This is a genomic window from Streptomyces sp. 2P-4 (genome assembly GCF_030167965.1).
GTDB lineage: Bacteria > Actinomycetota > Actinomycetes > Streptomycetales > Streptomycetaceae > Streptomyces > Streptomyces globosus_A.
This window is the reverse complement of the sequence record NZ_CP095011.1, coordinates 4,316,970-4,333,387: the sequence shown is the minus strand read 5'-3', so window position 1 is coordinate 4,333,387 and position 16,418 is coordinate 4,316,970. Positions and strand designations below refer to the sequence as shown.

Here is a 16,418-nt window from a genome sequence, read left to right as displayed (position 1 = left end):
ACCGGCCCCACCCGAAGCCCCCGCCCACCAGCCCCGCCGGCGCTTGAGGCGCGGGGGCGCGGGGGCAGAGCCCCGCAAGCACCAGCCGGCCTCAGCCCTCCGCCGGCGCCGGCCGCCCCGTCAACGCCGCCAGACTCGCCCGCACATGACTCATGTGCGCCCGCATCTCGTCCTCGGCCTCCGCATGCTCCCGCAGGATCCGCTCGGTCTCCCGCCCGATCCGCTCCTCCCGCACACGCGCCTGCGCCAGCAGCTCGGCGGCCTGTGCCTCCGCGTCCTCCTGCCCGTGCCGGGCAGCCTCCTCCGCCTCGGCGAGCCCCCGCCGCGCCTCGGCAAGCCGCCCCTCGACATGCCGCTCCAGCTCGGCAAGCCGGTCGTCAAGCCCGTTCTCCCGTACGGCGAGGGCCCGTTCGGCAGCCTCCCACCGCTCGGCCTGCTCCTGCTCCTGCTCGGCAAGCAGCTCGTGCGCCCGCCGCCGCGTCTGCGCGAGCACAGCCTCCGCCTGGTCCCGCCACCCGGCCGCATCCTCCCGGGCCGCGGCACGCAGCGCATCCGCCTCCCGCTCGGCGGCGAGCAGCCCCTGCCGGGCCCGCACCTCGGTCTGCTCCCGCACGGCCTGCGCATCCTGCCGCGCCAGCTCGGCAACCCGTTCGGCATGCGCATCGGCCGCGGCCAGCGCATCGGCGGCGTCGGCCCGCGCGTCGGCCCGCAGCGATTCGGCCTCCTCCAAGGCGAGCGCGAGGATCCGCCGGGCCCGCTCGCTCAGCTCGTCGTACGTCTGCGGCGGCAGCGCTGCGACGACCTCCCGCAGCCGCTCCGCCTCCCCTTCCATCTGCTTGGCGAGCACGGTCAGCCGCGCCACCCGCTCCCAGGCCTCGTCCCGGCTGCCGGAGAGCCGCGCGAGACAGCGGTCCACCTGGTCCGTGCGGTAGCCGCGGCGTACGGTCGCGAAACCCTGTCCGTGAGGTGACATGCGTGCAGCCATCCTGGAAGCGCCTCTCTCGCGGGGATTGCTGTCAAGCATGCGCCATGGGCCCCCTGAAGCCCGAATGGCCGGGCCGGGACCCCGACAAGGGTCCCGGCCCGGCCACACCAGTGATCATCCGATCAGAGCAGTCCGTCCCACATCTGCTCCAGCAGCACCGACCACCAGCTCTCCGGCGAGGTCAGCGCGGCACTGTCCAGGCCGGCCAGATTCGCCTGGAAATCGACGGTCCAGCGCCCCGCCTGTTCGGGCGTCAGATGCTGCCGCAGCCGCCACATGTGCCCCAGCATGGCGATCGACCGCGCGAACTGCGGCAGGCTGGAGTTCACGAACTGCGGCGGCACGGGCGCCCCGCCCGGCCCGCCCTCGACGGGCACCGCGACGATGTGCGCCGTCCCGTACTGCACGCACAGCGCCTTCCCGAAGTCGCTGCCGATGACCAGGTACGAGCCCGCGTCCGACGCGGGCTGCACCTGCCGCTGCACCGCCAGCTCGGCCAGGGTCGGCACCGGCTGCCCGGGAACGGCCTGCGCCCAGAAGAACGGCCCGAAGTCCGTCGGCAGGCCGGCCCACATCAGCGTCTGCGCGACGATGTCGGGCACACCCTGCCGGGACACCGCCCGCTGGTCGAAGCGGAACACACCCTGCGGCCCGAACGCTCCGGCAAGCTCCGCACCGATCGCGTCGAGCGGGATCGCCGGCTGGAGCGGCACCTGCGGCAGCGGTGCCCGCACGGGGGCGGGGCGCGCCGGACCGTCGGCCACCTGGTGCAGTTCGCCCTGGTGGGTCAGCAGGTGGCGCATGCCGGCCTGGCGCCCGGCGTGGTCCTTCCCGTACGGGGCGACACTGGTGATCCGCACCTGCGGCCAGGTCTCGCGGATCATCCGGGCGCAGTAGCCGCCGGGCAGCTCGCAGGACTCCAGCTCGGTGTGGAGTTCCAGCACCTGCTGCGGCGGCACGTTCATGGCGCGCAGCTCGTGCAGGATCTGCCACTCGGGGTGCGGGGTGCCGGGCGCGGAGCGGCGGATGATCTGCTGCTCGGAGCCGTCGTTGCCGCGGTAGCGGAGCACGGCCTGGTAGCCGGGGCCCACCGTGGGCGTGCCCGTGGCGGCGGGCGCGGGCGGCGGCGCGGAGGGGCCGGCCACCACGGCGGGCCCCGCCAGCATCGTCGCGGCGTGCTCGACGCCGCCGGGGGGCGTACCCGGCCCACCGGGAGCGGCGGGCGGCGCGGGCGGCTGCGCACCCGGCGCGGGCGGCGGCCCGGGAGGCACAGGCGGCCCACCCACCACAGCAGGCCCGGCCAGCATCGTCGCAGCATGATCCAACCCACGCCCCAGCGACCCCGGAGCACCCGGCGGACCCGGAGGCGCAGGCGGCTGCCCCGCACCAGCCCCCGGCACACCAGGAGCACCCGGCGCAGGCGGCGGCCCCGGAGGCACAGGCGGCCCACCCACCACAGCAGGCCCGGCCAGCATCGTCGCGGCATGGTCCAGCCCGCGCCCCATCGACCCCGGAGCCCCGGGCGGACCCGGAGGCGCAGGCGGCTGCCCCGCACCAGCCCCCGGCACACCAGGAGCACCCGGCGCAGGCGGCGGCCCCGGAGGCACAGGCGGCCCACCCACCACAGCAGGCCCGGCCAGCATCGTCGCGGCATGGTCCAGCCCGCGCCCCATCGACCCCGGAGCCCCGGGCGGACCCGGAGGCGCAGGCGGCTGCCCCGCACCAGCCCCCGGCACACCGGGAGCGGAAGGGGGCGCGGGCGGCCCGACGGGCGCCTTGCCGGTGGGCTCCTGCGCCAGCGCCTCCGGCGACCCGGGCGGCGCAGCGGGCGCAGCCGACGGCACGGGCGGCGCCCCGCCCAGATCAAGCGCGGGCGCGATCGCAGTCCTCGGCAGCGCACTGCCCGCGGGCATGAGCTGCGTCCGGGCCTCCGAGGACTCCGACGGCGCCGCCCCCGCATCGTCCAGGTCCGACCCGGACAGCGGCGGCGCGAACACGGTCGCAGGCAGCGGCACCGAGGCGTCATCCGCACCCGGCGTCACATCCGTACCCGCCCACGGCGTGGCCCCGACGGGCACCCCGCCCTCGGCGGTCGGCTCGTACGGCACCTCGCGCCGCAGCGGCACCGGCTCCGACACCTCGGCGGCCGCAGCCGGGACAGCCCCGTCCCCGGAGGCGACGACACCCGCACCCGAAGACGCACCGGCAAGACCATCGCCAGAACCGGGCGGAGCCTCAGCCGAAGCAGAAGCAGAAGCAGAAGCAGGCTCCGCAACCGGATCAGACGCCCCAGCCTCAGCAGACGCCCCAGCCGCAGCCGCAGCCGGCGGAATCCCCGCCCGGTCCGCAGCCTCCTGCAGCCACTCCGGAGGACTCAGCATGAACGACGTCTGCTCCGAGTCGATCCGCGGTGCCGGCACCGACGGCTCCGCCGCCGGCACCGCCGCAACCCCGTACTCCTCCTCGTACCGGCGGATGACCTCACCCACCGGCAGCCCCGGCCACAACGTCACCTCGCCGCTGTCCCGCGCAATCACCAACCGCTGCCGACCACCACCGGCCACCGGCCCGCCCGCACGATCCTCAGCCCACACCACGAAGCCGAGCCCGAACTCCCGCACCCGCACCTCCCGATGCTGGTACGGCGGCACGCCCCCGTTGATCCACTCCTCGGCGCGCTCCTGCGCCTGCGCAAACGTCACCACCGCGCCGTCACCCTTCCACCGGTGCGCCACCCGGCACCGGAACCGAACGCGCGAATCCGCCGTCCACCATCAGACCGGCCACCGTCTCCAACTCAGGGGGATTTCCCGCCAACTTCTCGAGAAAGGCATCGAAATCCGCACCGCACGGCAGCAACAGCCGCTCCACACGCTCCTGCACCGACCAACCGTCCCGGTCGCGCCCGTCGTCGTACGGGGAGAACCACACCGAGCCGATGCCCTCGCCCCTGACCTTCACCGCCAGCAGACCACCCTGCGCGAACGCCACACACAGGTAGTCCTTCGTCAGATGGTCCCGCAGGCACTTGTTCACGTACACCAGGTCATTGACGGCAGCCTCCTCACGCACCGTGAAGAACGGCTGGTCGACCAGCACACCCAGGTCCACGTCCAGACCCGCACCGACCGGCGCACACCCGCCCGCAGCCTTCAGGAACGCCCGATAGGCCTCCGGCAGCCGGTAGCCGAGGTCCTCCTCGACCCCCTGCACCTGCTCCTCACCCACCGACACCGCAGCCTTCGGCAGCGCCAGGTGCACCGGGCGCACCTCCTGAAGCGGACGCGTACCCCGCTTCCCGTGGTCCACAGGAGCCGTCGCCAGACCGGCATGGTGCCGCAGCAGCGCCTTCACCTCGACCGGCACCAACTCCATACGCCGCGTCCCCGCCACGTGGTGCCACGTCCAGCCGTGCGGCGTCGCCACCGGCCCGACCGTGTCCCACAGGGGATGCCCGGCAGCCCGCATCGCCGCATTCGCCGACACATAGTCCGTCAACCGCAGCTCATCCACACCGAACCCCTCCGGAGGCTCGGCGATCTCCACCGCCGCACGCGCATACGGCGAGAAATCCGGATGTCCCTGCGCACCCATCCGCACGCCCAGGGGATGCCGAGCAGCCCGGACCGGGTCCGGGAAGTGCACGACCTGCCCCGAATACGCGGCGTTGGGTGGCGCGGCCTGCTCGCCGAGCCGACCTGTCGTCATGGCAGTAGCCCCCTGCTGGATCTGGCTGGTTCCCCACAGCCTATGCGGTGAGGCAAGACCGGCCCCCGCCCCCGACCCGGTCCGTCCCACCCACCCCCACCATGACCGCAAACATCCGAATTGATACGAATATTCGACCCAGGTTCCACACCCCGGACAACATTTGACAGGCTGTCCCGCAAGCACGGGGGCGTGCGCACCAGCGGCCACCACCGCAGCCACGGGAGGGAAGACGCACCATGCAGAACACAGCGGCACGCACAGCCGCCCGCACACAAGCCACTGCGGAGACCGGCCCCGGAGCCACCGGAGACCCCCGCCTGCGCTGGAGCACCGCCGACCACACCGCAGTACCCGTACCGCGCTTCCGCCGCGACGGCATCCTGCCCACCGTCGCCGCAGCCCTCTCCGTCCGCGGCGAAATCCTCACCAGCACCGCCGGCAAAGCCGACCAGCCGCCCGCACTCCACCCGCTCGTCCAGGACTACCTCGACACCCTCACCAGCAGCCAGCGCGAACGCTTCACCGGCCGCTGCCCCGAAGCCATCCTCCTCTCCCGCCACCTCACCACCACCGAAAACACCCGAAGCAAACGCGCCTCCCGCAAACCCCTCACCGCGAACGAGGCCCGCCGCTCCCTCAAGAACTCCAAGATCACCGCACGCCGCATCCGCGAGGCCGGCGACCCCCTCCACGGCACCTACGCACCCCCCTGCCGCTCCTGCGAAGCCCTCCTCACCCACTTCGGCGTCCGCCACGTCGACCTCACCCCCGCCTCAGAAAAGGCCTGAACCACACCACCATGACCACCCCCTCCGCCTCCTACGACCGCTCCTCCGCCACCCGCTTCCCCACCACCGTCGACCACGCACTGCGCACCGCCGGCTGGGAACCGGGCCGCTGGGACATCAAGCAGGCCGAATACTGGGCCGACGCCCTCCGCGACCACACCACCCCCGCCGGCCACCGCCACACCGTCTTCCCCGCAGCCGTCGAAGCCTGGGCCGAGTTCGGCGGCCTCACCATCACCGCACCCGGCCCCGGCCGGCAGATAGCACCCGTCCCCGTCCGGCTCGACCCCCTCACGGGCCTCCACCTCGCCCGCACCCTCGCCGACCTCGGACGCGCCCTCAACACCCAGCTCTGCCCCCTCGGCACCGACTCCGACGGCGACTCCCACCTCGCCATCGACCAGGAAGGCCGCGTCTACGCCATCGACCACACCGGCGACTGGTACCTCGGCCCCCGCATGGACGAAGCCCTCACCCTCCTCCTGACCGGCCTCCAACCGGCACGCCTCACCAGCGCCCCCTGACACCCACCAGGCGGCCGCCCCTCACCCCCGCGGCACGCCCGGCAGCACCGCCGACACCCGGAACCCGCCCGCATCCGTCGGACCGGACACGAACACCCCGCCCAGCCCGACCACCCGCTCACGCATCCCCACCAACCCGTTCCCCCCACTCGGCAACCCCGGCAGAGCAGCACCCGCCACCCCCGGCCCGTTCTCCACCTGCACCGCCACCTCCCCCTCACGACGCCCCAGCCGCACCACCACCCGCGCACCCGGCGCATGCTTGTGGCAGTTCGTGAGCGCCTCCTGCACCACCCGGTACGCCGTCTGCTCCACCACCGCCGGATACGCCCCCGCCGCACCCCGCACATCCAGCTCGACGACCATCCCCGCCGCCCGCGACTGCCCCACCAGCGCCTCAAGCCCCGCCAGCCCCGGCCCGTCCTCCCCACCCGGAGACACCGGCACCACAGGCGCCGGCACCCGCTCCACCACCCGCTCCGGCCGCTCCGGCCGCTCCGGCCGCGGCGTCCGCAGCACCCCGAGCATCTCCCGCAACTCCGTCAACGCCTGCCGACCCATGTCCCCCACCAGCGCCGCATTCTGCGCCGCCTTCACCGGATCCTTCACCGCCACCGCCTGCACCGCCGCCGCATGCACCACCATCAGCGACACCCGGTGCGCCACCACGTCGTGCATCTCCCGCGCGATACGCGTCCGCTCCTCCGTACGCGCCCACTCCGCCCGCTCCTCCGCCCGGTCCGCCAGCAGCGACAGCTCCCGCTCCAGCGAATCCGCCCGCTCCTGCAGGCTCTCCATCAGCCGCCGCCGCGCCCCCACGTACATGCCGAGCAGCACCGGCGGCACCGTCAGCGCCACCGCCATGAACAGCGACAGGCCCACCACCAGCGTCCGCCCGGCCTCCTCCTCCCCGACGGTGCGCACGTACGTCACCACGAAGGTGGCGGCGAAGGACATCACCGAGAGCGTCGCGGTGATCCGCCGCGGCACCTCGCAGGCGGCGAGCGTGTACAGCCCCACCAGGCTGAGCAGAAAGCCCATCTCCGCCGGCGTGACCGCGATGCCGACGAGCACCACCGCGATGGGCATCCGCCGCCGCAGCACGACGACGGCCCCGGTCAGCGCCCCGAACAGCACACCGAGCACCACGGGCACGCCGGTGTCACGGGCGAAGACCACCCCCTCCGCGGCGCACTCCGCGACCGACACCCCCGCCAGCGACACGTCCAGCACGGCGGCCCGCCGCCGGTCCCACCACAGGGGCCCGTCCCGCCCGTCCCCACCCTGCTCTTCCCCCGAAACGGCCATACGCCCCACCCTACGCAGCGCCCCCAGCACACCGGCGACGGGAATTCCCGCGAACCACCGGTATTCGCACGTACGACTGAATCATCCGCCCACCAAGACCTGAATCCCACATTCCGGACGACAGTGAGCGCATGACCCAAACCCGACACGGCCGCGGCGACGACACCGGCGGCCTGCGCAACGGCACGGCGTCCTTCGAGGCCCTCCGCGACCAGGCCGTCGCCCTCCGCCGCCAGGGCCTCAGCCGACGCCAGATCCGCGACCGCCTCCACGTCCACAACAACGACATCCTGACCCGCCTCCTCGAAGGCGAGCCGCCACCCGACTGGACCCGCCGCCCCAACGCCAAGGACGACCTCCGCGCCCGCCCGCGCCCGCGAGCTCCGCCTCCAGGGCATGACCTACGACCGGATCCAGCTCGAACTGGGCTGCTCGAAGAGCTCGATCTCCCTCTGGGTCCGCGACCTCCCGAAGCCGGACCGGACCCGCACGCGGGAGGAGTCGTCCGAGATCGCCCGGCGGGGCTGGGAGCGGACGCTGGAGATCCGCGAGGAGGCGCGGCAGCAGACGAAGCTGGCGGCGGCCGCCGACATCGGCCGGCTGTCCGATCGCGAGCTGTTCCTCGTCGGGGTCGGCCTGTACTGGTCCGAGGGCAGCAAGGACAAGGCGTACCAGCGCCGCGAACGGGTGACCTTCATCAACAGCGACCCCGACATGGTGCGGGTCTACCTGGTCTGGCTCCGCCTGCTGGGCGTGACGGGCGAGCACCTGCGCTTCAGCATCACCATCCACGAGACGGCCGACACGGCCGCGGCGGAGAAGTTCTGGTCAGAGCCGGTCGGGGCCGGCCGCGGGGCGCTCCTGAAGACGACGCTGAAGCGCCACAACCCCAAGACGGTGCGCAAGCACACCGGCGACAGCTATCACGGCTGCCTGACCATCCGGGTTCTGCAAAGCGCCGAGTTGTACCGTCGCATTGAGGGCTGGTGGTGCGGCATAGTAGGGGCTGCGTCCGAAGGCGATCACGAAAAACGGACATAAAGGCAATCCCGGGTCGTATAAGGGTAATACGTCAGATTTTGGTTCTGATCATGGGGGTTCGAGTCCTCCCCCGGGAGCCACGCGGGTTCGGGTCCTGACCGGAAGGTCAGGACCCGCCCTCGTTTACGGCGTCTGGCCCCCCGGTATCCTTCGGAAGTCCACCACCCGAAGCCGAAGGGCACACCCGTGAGCGCCAACCGCCCGGCAGCCGTCGTCGTACTCGCAGCGGGTGAGGGCACCCGCATGAAGTCGGCCACTCCCAAGGTCCTCCACGAGATCTGCGGGCGGTCGCTCGTCGGACACGTCGTCGCCGCCGCGCGCGAGCTGGACCCCGAGCACCTCGTGGTCGTCGTCGGCCACGCCCGTGAGCAGGTCTCGGCGCACCTCGCCGAGATCGACGCGGACGTCCGCACCGCCGTCCAGTACGAGCAGAACGGCACCGGCCACGCGGTCCGCATGGCGCTGGAGGAGCTGGGCGGGTCCGTCGAGGGGACCGTCGTCGTCGTGTGCGGGGACACTCCGCTGCTGACGGGCGAGACGCTCGGCGCCCTGGTCGCGACGCATGCCGCCGACGGCAACGCCGTGACCGTCCTGACGGCGGAGGTCCCGGACTCCACCGGGTACGGCCGCATCGTGCGCGACCAGGAGACCGGTGCGGTCACCGCGATCGTGGAGCACAAGGACGCGACCGACGCGCAGCGCGCGATCCGTGAGATCAACTCCGGGGTGTTCGCGTTCGACGGCGCCCTGCTCGCCGATGCGCTGGGCAAGGTCCGGACGGACAACAGCCAGGGCGAGGAGTACCTGACGGACGTGCTCGGCATCCTGCGGGAGGCCGGCCACCGGGTGGGTGCGTCGGTGGGGAGCGATCACCGGCAGATCCTGGGGATCAACAACCGTGTGCAGTTGGCGGAGGCGCGGGGGCTGCTGAACGCGCGGCTGCTGGAGCGGGCGATGCTGGCGGGCGTGACGGTGGTGGATCCGGGGAGCACGTTCGTCGATGTGTCGGTGACTTTCGGCCAGGACGCGCTGGTGCATCCGGGTACGCAGCTGCTGGGTGCCACGCATGTGGGTGAGGGCGCCGAGGTGGGTCCGAACACGCGGCTGCGGGACACGCGGGTGGGCGCGGGTGCGCGGGTGGACAACACGGTGGCGGAGTCGGCGGTGATCGGTGCGTCGGCGTCGGTGGGTCCGTACGCGTACCTGCGGCCGGGGACGAACCTGGGTGTGAAGGCGAAGGCCGGCACGTACGTGGAGATGAAGAACGCGACGATCGGTGAGGGCACGAAGGTGCCGCACCTGTCGTATGTGGGTGACGCGACGATCGGGGAGTACACGAACATCGGTGCGGCGAGCGTGTTCGTGAACTACGACGGTGAGCACAAGCACCACACGGTGGTGGGCTCACATTGCAAGACGGGTTCGGACAACATGTTTGTGGCGCCCGTCACGATCGGGGACGGTGCCTACACGGCGGCCGGGTCGGTGATCACGAAGGATGTGCCGCCGGGTGCGTTGGCCGTGGCGCGGGGCCAGCAGCGGAATATCGAGGGTTGGGTGGCTCGGAAGCGGCCGGGGAGTGCGGCTGCCTCGGCGGCGCAGTCGGCGGCCGGTGAGGGGTCCTCGGGGGCCTGAGCGGCCCTTCCGGGTGAACTGTCCGGAAACAGGTGCGCCGGGGACGGCGTACCGTGGTAGGTGCACGCAATTCGGCTGGCTCACCGTGTGCGGGACGGACGCACATGGGGGCGAGCAGCTTTCAACACGTCTGAGGAGACTGTGCTGTGACCGGGATCAAGACGACCGGCGAGAAGAAGCTGATGCTCTTCTCCGGCCGCGCCCACCCCGAGCTGGCCGAGGAGGTTGCGCACCAGCTGGGCGTCCAGCTCGTGCCGACCAAGGCTTTCGACTTCGCCAACGGTGAGATCTACGTCCGCTTCCAGGAGTCGGCGCGTGGTGCGGACTGCTTCCTGATCCAGAGCCACACGGCTCCGATCAACAAGTGGGTCATGGAGCAGTTGATCATGCTGGACGCGCTGAAGCGCGCGTCGGCCCGGTCGATCACGGTGATCATTCCGTCGTACGGGTATGCCCGGCAGGACAAGAAGCACAAGGGCCGTGAGCCGATCTCGGCGCGTCTGGTGGCGGATCTGCTGAAGACCGCGGGTGCGGACCGCATCCTGACGGTGGACCTGCACACGGACCAGATCCAGGGCTTCTTCGACGGCCCTGTCGACCACTTGTCGGCGCTGCCGGTCCTCGCGGACTACGTGGGTGCGAAGGTGGACCGGACGAAGCTGACGATCGTGTCGCCGGATGCCGGCCGTGTGCGTGTCGCGGACCGCTGGTGTGACCGTCTGGACGCGCCGCTGGCGATCGTGCACAAGCGGCGTGACAAGGACGTCGCGAACCAGGTGACGGTTCACGAGGTGGTCGGTGAGGTCAGGGGCCGGGTGTGTGTCCTGGTCGACGACATGATCGACACGGGTGGCACGATCTGCGCGGCGGCGGAGGCGCTGTTCGCGCACGGTGCGGAGGATGTGATCGTGACGGCGACGCACGGCATCCTGTCGGGGCCGGCGGCGGACCGTCTGAAGAACTCGAAGGTGAGCGAGTTCGTGTTCACGGACACGCTGCCGGACCCGTCGGACCTGGAGCTGGACAAGATCACGGTGCTGTCGATCGCGCCGACGATCGCGCGTGCGGTCCGTGAGGTGTTCGAGGACGGTTCGGTGACGAGCCTCTTCGAGGAGCAGCAGTAGCAGGAGCGGGATGGGTCCCCGGGGTGCCGGCCGTGGTGGTCGGCGCCCTGTGGGAGATCCTTTTGGGTGCGGCCTCCGTGCCGGGTAGACTCGTGGAGTTGCTCGGCGAGGGAGGCCGCACTTTTCGGTGCGGGTGCTCCGTTATCGACGCGCTCTTCGTAGCAGGCCGTTTCGTGGCCGGGTGACCGTTGTCCGTTCCGTCACCCCACGAGGAGTGAACATGTCCGAGGTCAAGCTTTCCGCTGAGCTCCGTACCGTCTTCGGCAAGGGCGCCGCCCGTGCCACCCGCCGCAACAAGCAGATCCCGGCGGTCATCTACGGCCACGGCGAGGCCCCGAAGCACGTGGCGGTCGAGGGTCACGCGCTGACGATGGCGCTGAAGACCCCGAACGTCCTGATCTCCCTGGACATCGCGGGCGACGGCACCGAGCTGGTCATCCCGAAGGCCGTCCAGAAGGACCCGATCAAGCGCACCGTGGACCACGTGGACTTCCTCGCCGTGAAGAAGGGCGAGAAGGTCACGGTCGAGGTTCCGGTCCAGGCCGAGGGTGACCTGGCCGCCGGCGGCAACCTGCTGGAGCACGTCCTCTCCACCGTTTCGGTCGAGGCCGAGGCCACCCACCTGCCCGAGGCGCTGACCGTGTCGGTCGAGGGCCTGGAGGCCGGCGCGTCCGTGCTGGCGAAGGACATCGCCCTGCCGTCCGGCGTGTCCCTGGCGACGGACGCCGACGCGGTCGTCCTGCAGGTTCTCGCGGCGCAGGCCGAGGAGCCGGCTGCCGAGGGCGAGGGTGAGGGCGCGGAGGCCTGAGCCTCCCCCTTTTCCGTCGCACCGGTTGCGCACCCGACCGCCGTCCGGCTCCACTGGAGCAGGACGGCGGTCGTCCATGTTGAGGAGCTAGTGATGTCGGACGACGCAGCGCCCTGGCTGATCGTCGGTCTCGGGAATCCCGGGGCGGAGTATGCGGGCAACCGCCACAATGTCGGGTTCATGGTGGTGGACCTGCTGGCCGATCGGATGCGGGGGAAGTTCAAGGCGCACAAGGCGCGGGCGCAGGTGGTGGAGGGGCGTGTCGGTCCTCCGGGTCCGGCGAACCGGCGGGTGGTGCTGGCGAAGCCGATGTCCTTCATGAACCTGTCGGGTGGGCCGGTGACGGCCTTGCGGGACTTCTACAAGGTGCCGGTGGACCGGATCGTTGCGGTCCACGACGAGTTGGACATCGACTACGCGACGCTGCGGTTGAAGCTGGGCGGCGGTGACAACGGGCACAACGGTTTGAAGTCGATGACGAAGTCGCTGGGGCCCGACTACCACCGGGTGCGGTGCGGCATCGGGCGGCCGCCGGGCCGGATGCAGGTCGCGGACTTCGTGCTGAAGGACTTCTCCTCCGCGGAGCGCAAGGAGCTGGACTGGTTCGTGGACCGGGCCGCGGATGCGGTGGAGTGCCTGGTGACGGAGGGGTTGGAGCGGGCGCAGTCCGCGTATAACTCCTGAGGGCTACAGTTCGTCGAGCCCTTCGAAGTCGATGTCGGCGGCGAAGGGCCGGTCCACGCTGAACGGCTTGGTGTGGATCCCCTGGCAGACGTAGGCGCGGGTGTGAGGGTCCAGCTCGTAAACGTAGACGGCCGGTTCGATGGCCTCGCCGCCCTCGGCCTTGACGATCCAGTAGTGGGGGATGCCGGCGGCAGCGTATTTGAGGAGCTTGGTCTGTGTGTCCCGGGCTTCGGACTCGGGCGAGACCACCTCGACGGCAAGCAGGACGTCCGCGGCGTGGAAGTGGGTTTGCAGGGGGCTGGTGCACGCTTCTCGCCGCACGATCGAGATGTCCGGCTCTGGTCCGTTGCGCTTGTCGATGACCACGGTCATTTCGCGCGCGACCTTCATGTACCGGGGGGCGGCCGTGCGCAGCCGGGCAACGAGGAAGTCGATCAGCTCGGCGTGGATGAACCGCTGCGGACTCACGAAGACCAGGCTCCCGTCGATCAGCTCGGTGTGGCGCGGGAGGTCCGGCAGCGTCAACAGATCGTCCACGGTGTAGCCATCCAGAGGAGGCCGCGACCAGTCGTGGACGGACTCGGCGGTCATGGTTGCTCCCATGGACGGAAGTGTGGCCCTGGAACACCACGGTAACGGCCGATATCCGCCTGCGTCATCACATCGTGTGACGGCGACGAATATCGGCCGTTCGTTCGACCGTGCGGGGTCAGCCGGTGTTGCGCAGGCCGGCGGCGACGCCGTTGACGGTGAGGAGGAGGGCCCGGGACAGGAGCGGGTCGGGGGCTTCGCCGCGGGCGGCGGCGGCGCGCTGGCGGGCCAGGAGGGAGACCTGGAGGTAGGAGATGGGGTCGAGGTAGGCGTCGCGGACGGCGAAGGTCTGCTGGAGGACCGGCTGGGAGTCGAGGAGCTTCTCGCCGCCGGTGATGCGCAGGACCTCGCGGACGGTGAGCTCGTGTTCGGCGCGGATGCGGTCGAAGACGTGCTTGAGGTCGTCGGGGACGAGGGTGTCGACGTAGTGGCGGGCGATCCGCAGGTCCGTCTTGGCGAGGGTCATCTCGACGTTGGACAGGAAGTTGCGGAAGAAGTGCCAGCGCTCGCCCATCTCGGTGAGGGCGTCTTCCTGGCCGGCCTCGCGGAGGGCCTTCAGGCCGGAGCCGACTCCGTACCAGCCGGGGACGATCTGGCGGGACTGGGTCCAGCCGAAGACCCAGGGGATGGCGCGGAGGCCGTCGAGGCCGGCGCCGGAGTCGGGGCGGCGGGAGGGCCGGGAGCCGAGGTGGAGGTCGGCGAGCTGGTCGACGGGGGTGGAGGCGAAGAAGTAGGCGGGCAGGTCGGGGTCTTCGACGAGTGCGCGGTAGGCGGCGTGGGCGGCGTCGGAGACGATGTCCATGGCGGCGTCCCAGCGGGCGAGGGCCTCGTCGGACTGCCGGGGGGCGGTGTGCAGGGCGGAGGCCTGCAGGGTGGCGGCGACGGTCAGTTCGAGGTTCTCGCGGGCGAGGGAGGGGACGAGGTACTTGTCGGAGATGACCTCGCCCTGTTCGGTGACCTTGATCTCGCCTTCGAGGGTGCCCCAGGGCTGGGCGAGGATCGCGTCGTGGGAGGGGCCGCCGCCGCGGCCGACGGTGCCGCCGCGGCCGTGGAAGAGGCGCAGGCGTACGCCGTGGCGGTGGGCGACGTCGCGGAGGCGGCGCTGGGCGCGGTGGATCTCCCACTGGCTGGTGGTGATGCCGCCGAACTTGGAGGAGTCGGAGTAGCCGAGCATGACCTCCTGGACGTCGCCGCGGAGGGAGACGAGGCGGCGGTAGGAGGGGTCGGCGAGCATGTCGTCGAGGATGACGTCGGCGGCGCGGAGTTCGTCGGTGGTCTCCAGGAGCGGCACGATGCCGATCTTGGCCCAGCCTGCGTGGAGGTCGAGGAGGCCGGCTTCGCGGGCGAGGACGGCGGCGGCGAAGACGTCGTCGGCGCCCTGGCACATGGAGATGATGTAGGACTCGATGACTTCGGGTCCGAACTTCTCGAAGGCGTCCTTGACGGCGAGGAAGACGCCGAGGGTCTTCTGGCCGGCTGCGTCGAGGGGGGCGGGGGTGGGGGCGAGGGGGCGGCGGGAGCGGAGTTCCTTCGCGAGGAGCTTCTGCCGGTACTCGCGGGGCATGTCGGCGTAGCGCCAGGACTCCTCGCCGAGGCGGTCGAAGAGCTGGCCGAGGGCGTGGTGGTGGGCGTCGGCGTGTTCGCGGACGTCCATGGTGGCGAGCTGGAGGCCGAACGCGGCGAGGGTGCGGATGGTGCGGTCCATGCGGCCGTCGGCGAAGAGGGCGCCGCGGTGCTCGCGCAGGGAGGTCTGGATGAGGGTGAGGTCGGTGAGGAGTTCGGCGGTGCCGAGGTAGTCGCGGCCTTCCTCGTGGGGGGTGCCCTTGGCGAGGCGCTCGCGGGTGTTGAGGAGCTTCTGCCGGATGCAGGTGGCCTTGAGGCGGTAGGGCTCTTCGGCGTTGAGGCGCTTGTAGCGGGGGCTGATCTCGGGGAGGCGCTCCAGGTCTGCCTGGAGGGAGGAGAGGAGTTCCTCGGTGGCGCCGGTGTAGCGGATGGAGTTGGAGAGCAGGCCGCGCAGGTAGTCGATGAGCTCCAGGGCGTCGGTGATGCCGTGCTCGTGCTGGAGGATCAGGACGTCGCGGGTGACGTCGGGGGTGACGTTGGGGTTGCCGTCGCGGTCGCCGCCGATCCAGGTGCCGAAGGTGAGGGGGCGGGTGCCGGGGGGGAGTTCGACGCCGACGCGCTGGAGTTCGGCGGCGAGGTCCTCCAGGACGTCGCCGACGGCGCCTGCGTGGAGCTCGTCGAGGTAGTAGATGGCGTTGCGGGCCTCGTCGGCGGGCTCGGGGCGGACGACGCGGAGTTCGTCGGTCTGCCAGACGAGGTCGATGTTCTCGGCGAGGCGGAGGTCCTGGCGGCGGCGGTCGCCGGCGCCGGCGGCGGGCTCCTCCAGGAGGGTCGCGATGCGGCGGAGCTTGTTGAGGACGCTGCGGCGGGCGGCCTCGGTGGGGTGTGCGGTGAAGACGGGGCGGACGTTGAGGTTGCGGACCGTTTCGCGCAGGTGGTCGGGGTCGGCGTCCTTGAGCATGTCGGCGGTGCGTGCGAGGAGGCCGCCTTCGGCGGCGCGGTGGGCGCGCAGTTCGCGGCCGCGGTGGACCTGCTCGGTGATGTTCGCGAGGTGGAAGTAGGTGGAGAAGGCGCGGACGAGCTTGGCGGCGGTCTCCAGGTCGGTGTCGCCGAGGAGGGCTGCGGCGGCCTCGCCGTCGGTGCGGGTGAGGGCGCGGACGCGCTCGACGAGGTCGAGGAGGTCCCGGCCTTCCTGGCGGACGAGGGTTTCGCCGAGGAGGTCGCCGAGGCGGCGGATGTCCGCGCGGAGTTCCGCGTTGGCGGCGGCGACGGAGGTGGACGGGGCCCGGCCCGGGGTGGGGGCGGTGGAGGCCTGGTCGGCACTGCTCACGGGTGCGGCTCCTTGCAGTGGTCGAGCGCTACGGGGAGGTGGGCTCCGGCGTGCGCGCGGGGTGACCGTCCCGGACGCGTCCGAGTGGTACGGCCGTCCTGGTGCGCAGCTCGGCTGCCCGTGCGGACCGCGCTGTCCGACGACACAAGGATAGGTGTCCGGGCCTCGTGCCTCGGTAAACGTCTCATCAGGCGGGCGGGGGCGGCGTGGCGTGTCGGGCGGGGGCGTGTCGTGGGGGGTGTGGCGGGTAGGCGCGGTCGGCTGCGGCTCCTCTTGTTGCGGGGCCCGGCTTTGCCATACTTACGTTGCCGTAGGTTACGCATCCG

The 16,418-nt window shown here is 71.7% G+C and carries 12 protein-coding genes, 1 tRNA gene and 1 pseudogene; 8 read left to right on the top strand and 6 right to left on the bottom strand.

Annotation, left to right across the window (positions count from 1 at the left end; translation table 11 throughout):
* Nucleotides 1-91: 91 nt before the first annotated feature.
* The 3 genes from MUK52_RS19175 to MUK52_RS19165 form a co-directional block, all read right to left on the bottom strand.
* Complete coding sequence (locus tag MUK52_RS19175) at nt 92-973, bottom strand: coiled-coil domain-containing protein (protein WP_114057840.1); 882 nt, start codon at nt 971-973, stop codon at nt 92-94.
* Nucleotides 974-1,107: 134 nt separating this feature from the next.
* Nucleotides 1,108-3,690, bottom strand: coding sequence for an SUKH-4 family immunity protein (locus MUK52_RS19170; protein ID WP_284578519.1), 2,583 nt, complete (start codon nt 3,688-3,690; stop codon nt 1,108-1,110).
* A gap of 7 nt (nt 3,691-3,697) precedes the next feature.
* A complete protein-coding gene (locus MUK52_RS19165) occupies nt 3,698-4,693 on the bottom strand; it encodes an SMI1/KNR4 family protein (RefSeq protein ID WP_114057841.1) in 996 nt (331 codons plus the stop codon).
* Between the two features lie 239 nt (nt 4,694-4,932).
* On the opposite strand from MUK52_RS19165, the gene MUK52_RS19160 reads away from it, so the two are divergent.
* Together MUK52_RS19160 and MUK52_RS19155 are read left to right on the top strand one after the other, a co-directional pair.
* Complete coding sequence (locus MUK52_RS19160; protein ID WP_114057842.1) at nt 4,933-5,484, top strand: YwqJ-related putative deaminase; 552 nt, start codon at nt 4,933-4,935, stop codon at nt 5,482-5,484.
* 11 nt (nt 5,485-5,495) lie between these two features.
* Nucleotides 5,496-6,008, top strand: a complete 513-nt coding sequence (locus MUK52_RS19155) for an SUKH-3 domain-containing protein (RefSeq protein ID WP_114057843.1) — start codon at nt 5,496-5,498, stop codon at nt 6,006-6,008.
* A 21-nt stretch (nt 6,009-6,029) separates the two neighbouring features.
* Here the strand turns inward: MUK52_RS19155 and MUK52_RS19150 are convergent, their stop codons facing one another.
* Nucleotides 6,030-7,316: a sensor histidine kinase gene (locus tag MUK52_RS19150; RefSeq protein WP_284581731.1), complete on the bottom strand. Its 1,287-nt coding sequence runs from the start codon at nt 7,314-7,316 to the stop codon at nt 6,030-6,032.
* A 131-nt stretch (nt 7,317-7,447) separates the two neighbouring features.
* On the opposite strand from MUK52_RS19150, the pseudogene MUK52_RS19145 reads away from it, so the two are divergent.
* From MUK52_RS19145 to pth, 6 genes and pseudogenes are all read left to right on the top strand, one after another.
* A pseudogene (locus MUK52_RS19145) lies at nt 7,448-8,357 on the top strand (hypothetical protein).
* A 6-nt stretch (nt 8,358-8,363) separates the two neighbouring features.
* Nucleotides 8,364-8,437, top strand: a tRNA-Gln gene (locus MUK52_RS19140).
* Nucleotides 8,438-8,543: 106 nt separating this feature from the next.
* A complete protein-coding gene (glmU, locus tag MUK52_RS19135) occupies nt 8,544-9,992 on the top strand; it encodes a bifunctional UDP-N-acetylglucosamine diphosphorylase/glucosamine-1-phosphate N-acetyltransferase GlmU (protein ID WP_114057846.1) in 1,449 nt (482 codons plus the stop codon).
* Between the two features lie 146 nt (nt 9,993-10,138).
* Nucleotides 10,139-11,116 carry a ribose-phosphate diphosphokinase gene (locus MUK52_RS19130; protein WP_114057847.1) on the top strand — a complete coding sequence of 326 codons (978 nt, stop codon included), beginning with the start codon at nt 10,139-10,141 and terminating at the stop codon, nt 11,114-11,116.
* 220 nt (nt 11,117-11,336) lie between these two features.
* Nucleotides 11,337-11,924, top strand: coding sequence for a 50S ribosomal protein L25/general stress protein Ctc (locus MUK52_RS19125; RefSeq protein WP_114057849.1), 588 nt, complete (start codon nt 11,337-11,339; stop codon nt 11,922-11,924).
* 93 nt (nt 11,925-12,017) lie between these two features.
* Nucleotides 12,018-12,608, top strand: a complete 591-nt coding sequence (gene pth / locus MUK52_RS19120; protein WP_114057850.1) for an aminoacyl-tRNA hydrolase — start codon at nt 12,018-12,020, stop codon at nt 12,606-12,608.
* 3 nt (nt 12,609-12,611) lie between these two features.
* Here the strand turns inward: pth and MUK52_RS19115 are convergent, their stop codons facing one another.
* Together MUK52_RS19115 and ppc are read right to left on the bottom strand one after the other, a co-directional pair.
* The gene (locus MUK52_RS19115; protein WP_472914389.1) at nt 12,612-13,211 is read right to left on the bottom strand and encodes a Uma2 family endonuclease; all 600 of its coding nucleotides are present in this window, start codon (nt 13,209-13,211) and stop codon (nt 12,612-12,614) included.
* A 106-nt stretch (nt 13,212-13,317) separates the two neighbouring features.
* Nucleotides 13,318-16,092 (bottom strand): phosphoenolpyruvate carboxylase, encoded by a 2,775-nt coding sequence (gene ppc / locus MUK52_RS19110; protein ID WP_428985464.1) that lies wholly within the window; start codon nt 16,090-16,092, stop codon nt 13,318-13,320.
* Between the last annotated feature and the right edge of the window lie 326 nt (nt 16,093-16,418).

Bases quoted from the DNA above. Each gene is read 5' to 3' on its own strand.
- MUK52_RS19125 (WP_114057849.1), top strand. From the start codon at position 11,337: ATGTCCGAGGTCAAGCTTTCCGCTGAGCTCCGTACCGTCTTCGGCAAG.
- MUK52_RS19155 (WP_114057843.1), top strand. From the start codon at position 5,496: ATGACCACCCCCTCCGCCTCCTACGACCGCTCCTCCGCCACCCGCTTC.
- pth (WP_114057850.1), top strand. From the start codon at position 12,018: ATGTCGGACGACGCAGCGCCCTGGCTGATCGTCGGTCTCGGGAATCCC.
- MUK52_RS19160 (WP_114057842.1), top strand. From the start codon at position 4,933: ATGCAGAACACAGCGGCACGCACAGCCGCCCGCACACAAGCCACTGCG.
- MUK52_RS19175 (WP_114057840.1), bottom strand. From the start codon at position 973: ATGTCACCTCACGGACAGGGTTTCGCGACCGTACGCCGCGGCTACCGC.
- MUK52_RS19150 (WP_284581731.1), bottom strand. From the start codon at position 7,316: ATGGCCGTTTCGGGGGAAGAGCAGGGTGGGGACGGGCGGGACGGGCCC.
- MUK52_RS19115 (WP_472914389.1), bottom strand. From the start codon at position 13,211: ATGGGAGCAACCATGACCGCCGAGTCCGTCCACGACTGGTCGCGGCCT.
- MUK52_RS19165 (WP_114057841.1), bottom strand. From the start codon at position 4,693: ATGACGACAGGTCGGCTCGGCGAGCAGGCCGCGCCACCCAACGCCGCG.